This window comes from Saccharobesus litoralis (assembly GCF_003063625.1).
GTDB classification, from domain to species: domain Bacteria; phylum Pseudomonadota; class Gammaproteobacteria; order Enterobacterales; family Alteromonadaceae; genus Saccharobesus; species Saccharobesus litoralis.
This window is the reverse complement of record NZ_CP026604.1, coordinates 2,227,615-2,237,870: the sequence shown is the minus strand read 5'-3', so window position 1 is coordinate 2,237,870 and position 10,256 is coordinate 2,227,615. Positions and strand designations below refer to the sequence as shown.

4 protein-coding genes are annotated in these 10,256 nt (G+C 42.5%); all 4 read right to left on the bottom strand.

Going from position 1 to position 10,256, the window contains the following annotated elements; translation table 11 throughout:
• Positions 1-96: 96 nt before the first annotated feature.
• The 4 genes from C2869_RS07700 to C2869_RS07685 all read right to left on the bottom strand — a co-directional run bounded on the left by C2869_RS07700 (position 97) and on the right by C2869_RS07685 (position 9,900).
• A complete protein-coding gene (locus C2869_RS07700; RefSeq protein ID WP_108602393.1) occupies positions 97-318 on the bottom strand; it encodes a cysteine-rich CWC family protein in 222 nt (73 codons plus the stop codon).
• A gap of 562 nt (positions 319-880) precedes the next feature.
• Positions 881-3,628, bottom strand: a complete 2,748-nt coding sequence (locus C2869_RS07695) for a hypothetical protein (RefSeq protein ID WP_108602392.1) — start codon at positions 3,626-3,628, stop codon at positions 881-883.
• A 128-nt stretch (positions 3,629-3,756) separates the two neighbouring features.
• Positions 3,757-6,495 (bottom strand): hypothetical protein, encoded by a 2,739-nt coding sequence (locus C2869_RS07690; protein ID WP_108602391.1) that lies wholly within the window; start codon positions 6,493-6,495, stop codon positions 3,757-3,759.
• Between the two features lie 33 nt (positions 6,496-6,528).
• Positions 6,529-9,900, bottom strand: coding sequence for a TonB-dependent receptor (locus C2869_RS07685; protein ID WP_108602390.1), 3,372 nt, complete (start codon positions 9,898-9,900; stop codon positions 6,529-6,531).
• Positions 9,901-10,256 lie beyond the last annotated feature (356 nt).

Below are 10,256 nucleotides of genomic sequence, written 5' to 3'. Positions count from 1 at the left end.
TACAGAGTGCATAAGTTACCAAGTGTTAGCGGGTATAAAACCCGCCCTACAATTGGGGTGTGCTGGTTACCTGAAGTTTCGCGAGCCGCCCTTACCTTAAAGTGCTTTTACTTGTTGAAACTTTTGCGCACAGGCTTTGCATATACAGGCTTTTCCTTGCGCTTCTGATGGGACTAGCTGCAATAGCTCGCCAGGAAATGAAATGTTGTCATCCATACACCAGCACGGCTTACTATCGTCATTAGATAAATTACCGCAAAAATTGGCTTGATTACACAAGGGACATTTTTCTGGTGAAACGTATTCGGTTTGACTCATTGAAGACTCTAGCTAGGCTCTATTAACTCTATATATGCAGTATAAACTATTGAACTTTAAGTCAGGTAGCAATCAGTAAATTCTTGGCAATGGCTACGAGCTTCATGTCAAAAAGCATTAAATACAGATCACCCTTACGTCAATATCAAACGAAGAGTTTATTTTATCTAAGATACTCACGACCCTTCGACTTCGCTCAGGATGAGGGTGTAATTTTTAATTAGACAGTTTCAATCTTAGACCTCTGCTAATATGAAATAGTACCCCCCTTAAACATATAAAGCGGCCCAATTGGCCGCTTCAATATTTCGCTATTGCTGCTTCTATAAAAAAATAATCAGTTGAATATGTTGTAGGGCGCCGTGCGCAGTTCCAGACGCTTAACGGCATTCCCTACATCCATGTAGGTCAAAGCTACTGCTTCGTCAAAGACTTTAATTACGACGCGCAGGATTTTGTTCCAGACAAACCCTAAGTCCCTGCTATCCATACAGGCACCAAAAGTAGGCACTTTAAGCGAACGTCGAACCCAAAATAACTAACCTTGTTTCAGCTAACCAACCTACTGGCTATTAATCAAATACACCGTCTCTTTGGTGACAGGATCAATGGCTAATAGCGCTTTATCGCCTTCATCGAGTGCCACTAAATAGCCTAGGTCTTTTTCTTTAACCAAAGACACCAAGCTGCCTAATGAATGAGTTAACGTCACTTCACTGATGTCGGCATTCTCGGTACCTGCTACTAAGGCGTCGATATTGGCTAGGCTAAACTGATAAATTTTGTTGCCATCGGCGATATAAGCCGTTGCGGTTTTATCGTCTATGGTTAAATCTTCTAGCTTGCCATTAAATGCCGTGCCGTTAAGGTGAGCAAAGGTGATTTGCGTGGTGGTTGAAGCCGCAATATCAGCTTGGTTAATTTTAGTTACCCAAGTATTGGCATTATTACGTGCAGAGATAATCACGTACTCATCACCATTGGCCGCAACATAGTTATCAATCGCTTTGCTTTGTTTAACATTGTTGATATAAACAATGGCGCCCAAAGTACCAGTAGTTGGGTCAAAGCTATGTACACCTAAACCATCGTTACCACTAACAAACACCTTGTCGTTTTGTACTGAAAACACTGCGCCGTGCACGCTTTTACCTGTGTCCGTACCGCCAGATAGTTTGCTAACTGGGGCTGTGGCATCTAATGGCTGCGTCGCGCTAATGTCGTAAGTTTTAGCGCCAGCCCAATGTTCGGCTGTAAAGATGTAATTGCCTTGTGCATTGTTATTTAGCGCGATATCAAAGATATATTCCGCTTCGGTAAATAAGGTTTCAAACAATGGATTTAGCTGTTCTGGCTTGGTAGGATCAAACACAAAGATTTGGTCATCACGTTTATTTTTATCATCCCAAAAGTTAGCTAAGTCCATATCATTTTGATCAACGATATAAAAGACTGGCGTACCCTGCTTAGTATCAATCGCCACATCTTCTAACAAGCCAAATCCTTGTCTTGCATTAGCGTTAATATCATCGTCCTGAGTCGGCAGCGGCAAATTCGCTGGATAGGCTTCGTCAGCTGTAGCTAACTTAGTCACTTTAAAGGTATACGGACTGCTTTCTGCTAACCCAGCTGGAGCACTTGGGCGAAGTACTATCGTGTTTTCACCATCAGCCAAAGTAACGCTATGTGTCCAATCACCATTGGCGGCCAATGCATCAACTGCAACAAAATCACTGCCATTAACCGATATTGTTAAATTATCAGCGGTCCAAGTTGGCGCATCGCCTGTGAAAGTGTCAGGCAACACTAACTGTGATAAACCGCGCACAGTTATTGTGTCCGCCATTGTCGCCGAAGCGACTGCAGGAAAGGCAACTTTAGCTTGTAATGCTGGCCATTCTGGATTGGCAATGGTGCGACCATAACCAGTAAAGGTTTGATCACCTATGCTTAGCACTGGATTAAACTCATGATAATACTCATCACCTGCTGTGTACTCAGCTGATTGCTTAAAGCTGGTGATATCGTATTTAACTTGTAAGGTATCGCCTTCGTCAATCTCGGTTGGCTCTTGAGTAAAGTCACCGCCATTAACCGAGAAGCTGACCCAATCATCACCTGATATTGATACCATAACCTTGTTGTTAATGCCGGTAATTGGCACGTCAACAATATAGTCACTATCTACAGCTAAGTCGTATTCTTGCTGACGTAATACATTAATGTCGGTATCAACGTTTAGGTCTTCCGCCGCTGTGGTAACACTAAAGTTGTAGGTGTGCACTCCGCCATTACCGTCAGGCCATTCAATTTTTGCACTATAGGTTTTGGCAAACGTTTTATCAGGAATAGCAACATAAACTTCAATGTCGTTATCCGCTTGCGCACAAGCGTTATACATTGCTTTGCTACTACCACCTGAGGTTGTTTGCCTAACGACTGGCCACACAGACTTGTATGACTGGCCTTGTTCAAACTCTAGGTTTTTTTCTAACGTCGCAATAAATTGCTGGCCGTCAAAAGTGAACATATTATCATCACCAGTAAAGGTAAAGTCTACTTTGTGGAAAGCGTCCATACCGCCAACCGCATCTTGCAACTCAAAACGCAAAATCTGCTCATCAGCAACATCGGTCAATACAAAACTATTACTATCATCACCATCAGCAGTACGTTTAACCTCAACAACGCCGGATTCGTCATAAAAAACCTTGTCTTTAAAGTTAAGTTCGTCCGGTATTACGTCATTTTTACCCGCCGTGGTTAGATTAAATTGGTGTTGCTGGCCTGCATATTCCAATGTCGCATTGTACTCAATGCCATAACGGTTTTCGGGTATAGCAAAAGCGAAATCAAGTGAATCGCCATTTAATACGCTTTGTTTAGTATCCGAGTTCGATACCAGTAGTTTGGCCACCACATAAGGTACTGACTCCTCCACCATGTAATCGTCATCTGCCGGACAACGGTCAGGGTGTGGCACTAGCACAGTGCCGTCACCCGTACCAGCTTTACCATCTAAACCTGTGGTAGAGGAAATACTAAATTTATGTGAAGCAAATTTATCTAAACCACTGACAGGTTCAGCCACTTGCCATTTGTACAATTTACCTGCTGAAACTGTATCGGCTTGATGCCAGTTGTCTTCCCCAGCAACCAACTGTGGTACAAAACTTTGCGCGTTTAAACTTTCAGGCTGGCTATCTTTCATATAGCTAGGCTGCTGAGGGTTATCATCACTACAACCCGCTAACAATGCCGCTGAAATCAACGCGGCGACATATTTGATTTGTGTTTGATGAGTTGTCATCGAAAAACTCCAAAAATCTTATCTAATGAGGACGTTTCCGCGGTGCCTTACAAGGCACCGCTATTAGCATTAATTACGAGACTCAGCTTTATTTGAGCGCTTTGCGCTAACTGAATGCGCACTACGCCTTAGTTACACGTATTAACTGGCTCAACATTCGAGCTCTTCAACAGATAAACACGGTCGCCCGAAATCGGGTCTATTGCCCATACTGCTCGTTGCTCTTTGTCCGTTGCTAAAATCATGTCGAGCCCACCTTCCATTGCGAACGAAGAAATCCGCCCCATTAACATAGGTGATTCTTTATCTAAGCCTTCATTACTGGCTAACTTAGTCGCTTGCCACGTAGTGACTAGTGGATCTTCAATATCTTGTAAATCCACTTTCCAGATCACATCAGCATCTAAATCTCCGCCTTGCTCTGGTACTGAGATATAAGCAAATCCGCGCTTATCATCTACCGCTATCGCATTGGCGCGCTCTAACGTAATCGGCATATTATTTTCATCAACTAAAGAAATAATGGTGTGGTTATTTTCAGCATCGACTTGATAGATATCTTTCATCGCCGCAGGCACCGCAACTTTACGCAAGTAAACTTCACCTGTGTTACCACGATTAGCGTCGTCACCTGTACCGTTATCAACCCCATCTAAAGACAAGATCCAATCCTGCAAATATGAGTTACCATCGCCGTCTGTTTTTTCAATGGTGTAAGCGTCTAACGAGAAGCCATTATTCACTTCACCACCTGCATCTTCGTTGCTGTTAGTTTCTTTGGCTAACGCACCACGGAATGGCCCGCGGTTGTTGTTATTTACGTATTGACCGCCATTGCTGCGGTTAAAGCTAAACTTACCTTCACCGTCAACGGCAAATTTAAATTCCTGAGTACCAACAAAATGCTGAAAATCGACATTAAAATTCCAGATCGATTGCGATGCCATATACAACACATCCCCAGTATGACTAAACGCCATATGTGCCGGACGACGTGGCGCACGCCAAGCCACACTTAAACGGGGATCCATACCGGTTAAGGTGCCCGACAACTCATCATCTGTGATATAACCTAAACGCCAAGTCCAATGACCAATAAACACACCACCAATTTCTGGTTTAACATGGTTAACTTGCACACCGTGCACCACTTCAGTTGTTGATGCAGCACAACTGGCAGATGCACTAAGGTCCATCGGTGCTTTCCAAATAATCGCTTTACCCTTTCCGGCCAATGTCGAGTTATCCGACATTAAAATAGTTGGGTTAGCAGCATTACGCGTATCAACGGTAATATCCGTCAGCTGATTAAAATAGATATTGGCTGAGCTTTGGGGGTAATGACTTAAGGTCGCGTTTTTTTCAATATGAATAAATGTAGGCTCAGATACACTCGGTTTAATTCCAGCTAAATCTGACTTACCCACCACGGTGAAATAATAGTTAGACGCCGTACCAGATACATCCATTTGCGTTTGCCAGTCATACGCTTTTAGCTCAATATCGCGCCCTGAAACGCTAACGGTTTTACTTTTTTCGGGCATATAGACCAACTGGTCTGCCGGAATAGTCACAGGATCAACACCGCCTATTGGCTCACCCGCCGCATTGGTTTGCTGTAAAACAATAGCCGTAACTGCAATGTCGGCTTGCTCGCTAAACTCCGCCTGATCCATATTGATATAAGTCGTGGCACGCAAGGTCACACTGTCGTTAGCGGTTGCTGAACGCAGCGGTGGAAAGTGAATATCTGTGCTTGGTCCAGGCACATAATCTTGAGCATGGTTATTAATAACCAAGGTATCTACATGCGTGTTATCTGTTGTAGTATCGTCGCCTTCGATAAGTACACCATGCTCGTCTAACGCTGGCGTCACCTCACCTATCGTTACCTTAGTCGTGTAACTTTGTTCAAACGAACCTTCGGGTGTCGTGATATGCAAGAACACATTTTTACCCGCGCGTACATAGAAAGGTTGTGTATATTCAATTAAATCACCATCAAGGCCAAGTTGATACTTAACCGAGTAGTCCTTACTGTCTTTTTCGATCACCACAGGGGCACGAGTATTAAAAACTTGACCTTGGAAGTCACGCGTTACCGTGCGACCAGGACGCCAGTTATTTACATCTCGCTCTAAGAAACCTTCAGTTATATCAACCACAGGATTACGAGAACCGGTGCGTACCATAAATTCATAATCTAAGCCTCCAACGCTCATAACCGCACGATAAAGTTTGTTCCAATCTTGATCGCTAAGGTTAAAGGTCGGCACGATAACTGTACCGTTATCGAGTAACCCGTCTTCTTGGGTTAACGCTTGGGCAGTACCAATTTCTTTTGTTTCGTTAAGTGGTATATGGGTTCTTAACTCGTACTGAAATAGATTTTGACCACTCACATCAGTACTGTCCGCAACCACGCTAATCACTTCGTCAGCAGCATTGGTATATTGGCCTTCATTCTGACATGAAGTATAAGAATCAAAATAGCTAAGTACCGCAGGGTCAAAACAGGTACCGGATATCTCCGAAACGGATTTAATCGAGATTGCCGTTTTGCTATCAACGCTTAAGCCCGTCACAGGGTAAGTCATGGTTTGCGCCAAACTATCGGCATTTTGGCCTTTAGTTGAATCCGAACCTTCATCCAAGTAGTAGTAAGAAACTTGAGAAAGTGTATTGGCATCCCCTTTTACTTCTAATCGAGTGCCACGGCTAAAAGTACCTTTTCCAGAACGAAATAACACATCGTTTGGCTCGAGTTTCTCTTCGACTTGAATATCGGTTGGTTCTAAATCAGCACTGCAGCCAGCTAACACTAAGGCAGCTGACAAGCTGGAATAAATAAATAGATTGTTTTTCATGATTTTTCCTAACAATTAAGCTGTCAGCTTGAATTAAAAGTTTACGCTTACGCCGGCTACATAATTTGCGCCTGTTTCTTGGTAACGACTTAAAATATGCTTGGTTGTCGTCATATCACCTACATAGCGGCGATTGGCTTCTGACAGCACATTGCGAGCCTGTAAGTACACTCGAACATTCTTATATTTATAACTGGCCGATAAATCTAAGGTCGCAAATTCGTCATTCCACTCGGGTAATTGAATACCAAGAGACGGTACGGCTTTGGGATCTTCATAACTCAAAGCATCAACATACAATTGCGGATCGGTACCCGCGGTAGAGCTACCGTTGAGATTCTCGGTTCGATAGTTGTATGCCGCACGGAAGTTAAAGCCATATTTGTCGTAAAACACTGACAAGTTGTAACTATCTTGTGACAAGTTAAATACAGGTAAGGTTGAGCCATCTAACTGACTGGAGCCCGAATCTTGTGAACTATCGGTAAACGTGTAGTTCGCTTGCACCCCAAAGCCGCTTAAAAAGCCAGGTAAATAATCAAACGTATGTAACGCAGCTAACTCAATACCTTTAATTTTGCCGTCACCACCGTTAAACGGTTGGCTAACTGTTACAGGGTCGTTTCTAAAGTCACCATCGCCATTACGATCAGCTGGCGAGAAAATAGTGTAGTGACGTAAAGTTAAGAAGTTTTCTAATTCCTTAGCAAAAATCGCTGCCGATAAGGTGTTGGTATCATTGATATACCACTCCCAAGAAAAATCAAAGTTAGTCGCTTCTTGTGGTTCTAGTCCTGGATTACCCAGTTTGGCTGTCCATGAATAGTTAGGTAAATCTAACGACGGCGATAAGTCAGTTGGGTTAGGACGCGACATGGTTTTAGCCATAGCCACCCTAATAAACATATCGTCTGTCACAAGGAAGTTAACATTAAGTGACGGCAGTAAATTGCTATACTCGTTGGTAAAATATAGCGGGTCGTATTGTTCGACATCTAAACCATCTAAATCCTTAAGCTGTTTATCTTCATCGTTAAGGAAACGAGTGGTATGCACACCCAATGACGTTGTTTCTGTTTCTACGTAACGCACACCAAAATTACCCGAGACCGGAATAGTAAACACTTCATTTTCGAAGTTAACCTTGCCGTACAATGCGCGGGTTTCTTCGGTGATCAAATAAGGGTAAGAGCCATCTTTAACATATTGCGCTTTAGGAATAGTGAGTACATGGTCAAATTCATTGTAGCCTCTGCTGTTCACATCTTCTGCGTCTGGGAATTCATATAATTCGGTATTACATTGACTGGCATCCTTATCAAAAATCAAGCAATCACCGGCACGCCCCGGAAATGCGCCCAATAACAGTTGTTTAAAATCGTTATGACCTAAATTAAATGTCATCCATTGATCAAAATTGGCGCCATCAGTGTTTGGAAACAGCTTAGGACTCAAAGTTAAATGACGAGAAAAATAGTTGTCGATTCCGTACTCTTCTGCCATGACTTGCTCTGCAAATTCCAACGCAATTTTGTCGTTACCTGTGACTTTTTCACCTTGTGGTCTTACCGATAAATCGCGGTCATACGCGCGCCAGTTAGTCGAAAAAATGGAATTGGTGCCAAAGTTGATAAACTTCAATTCTTGCTTAGAGCGCTTAATATGATTGTTGGCAAAGCGTGCCCCAAACTCAACTTTGGTAATAAAGTTTCCGTCAACATTCCAATCAAAATCTAAACTGAGTTCGTCTTTTTGGTTGGTTGATTGGGTCAAAAATCCCCAACCATTATGTAATGCATACAAAGAGGGATTATTTAAATCTTCTGACAAATTACGAGAAGTGTAATTGTTACTGTCAACCGCAATTACGCCAAATTCGGGTAAATCAACAGTGGGACTAAAATCGTAATAGGTATAGGCTTGAGCCAATGAATTAGCCGCTGTATCGGTTGTTGTTGTACCTGGGCTTAAACGTTGTGCTATGCCATCGTTGTCGCTTTTGGCTTCTGAAAATGCATACTTGGCTTCTAACGATAACCCATCATTTATAAAGTATTTAAAGCCCAAACTATAAGTATTGGTTTTGGTGTTACTAATAGACGAGCTATATTGACTAGCAACGGGTGCGTGATAGGGACTGCCAGTTGGGCTAACCGTGGCTGATTGCACAATATATCGTTCAACTGGATCTAATACCGGCACATAATACGCTAAGCCTTCGGCTAGCGGGCTATTTAGCGCCAATGCATTTACATATTCCTGACTTTTTTGATATTCAAAGCTTTGTGCTGGACGAGTCCAAGCACCTAAAATAGTCGGTGTGTCATTGCGTTCTGTGGCGATTAAATCGTAATCTAAAACTTCGTTATCTTGGTGACGCGTACCGTACTTCATTACTTGATCGGTGGCGATACGCTCAAAATCCGAAGTTTGACCAAATAAGGTAATTTCAAGATCTTCGGTCGGCGCCCACTGAATGGTGGTATCAATTGATAAGTTAGTTTGCTCAAAGCCTTTACTGGCTAGCTCAAGATCTTCAGGACGATAAGCGGCATAAGGAACGCTCGCATCCGATGACAATAAATCAACGCGTTCACCTGCAGCATTAATTGTTGCTGGGCGTAAACTACCATTAAGAAACCTATTATTGTCGATTTGTTGAGTAAGCGCAGGCGACCAGTTAGTTTTCATTTCATGGGTTTCAGCAAAACGCTCTTCATTTGATACATTAAATAAAATACCAAATTGACCAATACTGTCTGAGTCCCAACGCTCGGCAGCCGCTAGTGAAATTTTACTACCGGTATCGTCAACTAAATCGTCTTGCGTACCTTGCACATTTAAGTTAACAAAGCCGTTTTTCTTGTCTAAGGGTTTAAACGTTTTAAGACGGATAGTCGCACCAATTGCCCCTTCAACCATATCGGCAGTTGGCGACTTATAAACTTCTATCGCTTTAAATAGCGCTGAATCAACATTATTAAATGAAGCTGAGCGCGTTTCATCGGCAGATGCCATACTTTGGCCGTTGACCTCGACTCGGTTTTGCGAAAGACCACGCACCTGGAAATTGGAACCGGCACCGGTATCGTCGCGGCCAATCTGCAAGCCGGTAACACGCTGTAATGCTTCTGCGATATTGTTATCAGGTAATTGACCAATATCTTCTGCAGCGATGGCATCCATGATTTGCTCAGCTGATTTTTTCAAAAACGCCGCATCGCGTAATGAGTTACGAACACCTGTCACAGAAATGACTTCGGTATCTTCAGCTTCTTGTTGATTTTGATTGTTGTTATTGTCGGCTGTGGCTTCTTGTGCATAAGATAAAGGCACATAAGATATGGCCAGAGAAGCCAGCAAGCTCAATCGAATGTGCTTGGCTAATGGGTTTTGCTTGAACATATTTGTTCCACCTACTTTTTCGTGCTTACAAATAATTGTGCGTGTCACGGTTTGTGTTATTTGCACGTCCTGTACTTTGGGTATGAGTATTTATTTTCCCGGTTTAAAACCATAAAAGGCCGTAACGACACGAACTGACTTCGTTCGTTTTCCTTTTGTTAAAACTTAAAGGTTTTTGTTAATCGAAACATTGACAATCCTTACCTTTGTATTGACCAAACTTACAATTTGACATACAAATAAACTAAATTTAGCGTTTTGCGATTTATAGTCATGATTGATAGACAGGGTTTTAAAACTTAATTTATATATTAATATCAGGTATTTACGTTAATTAACTTTACATTTAGGCAGAA

Coding starts and splice junctions, on each gene's coding strand:
- C2869_RS07695 (WP_108602392.1), bottom strand. CDS start 3,628: ATGACAACTCATCAAACACAAATCAAATATGTCGCCGCGTTGATTTCA.
- C2869_RS07700 (WP_108602393.1), bottom strand. CDS start 318: ATGAGTCAAACCGAATACGTTTCACCAGAAAAATGTCCCTTGTGTAAT.
- C2869_RS07690 (WP_108602391.1), bottom strand. CDS start 6,495: ATGAAAAACAATCTATTTATTTATTCCAGCTTGTCAGCTGCCTTAGTG.
- C2869_RS07685 (WP_108602390.1), bottom strand. CDS start 9,900: ATGTTCAAGCAAAACCCATTAGCCAAGCACATTCGATTGAGCTTGCTG.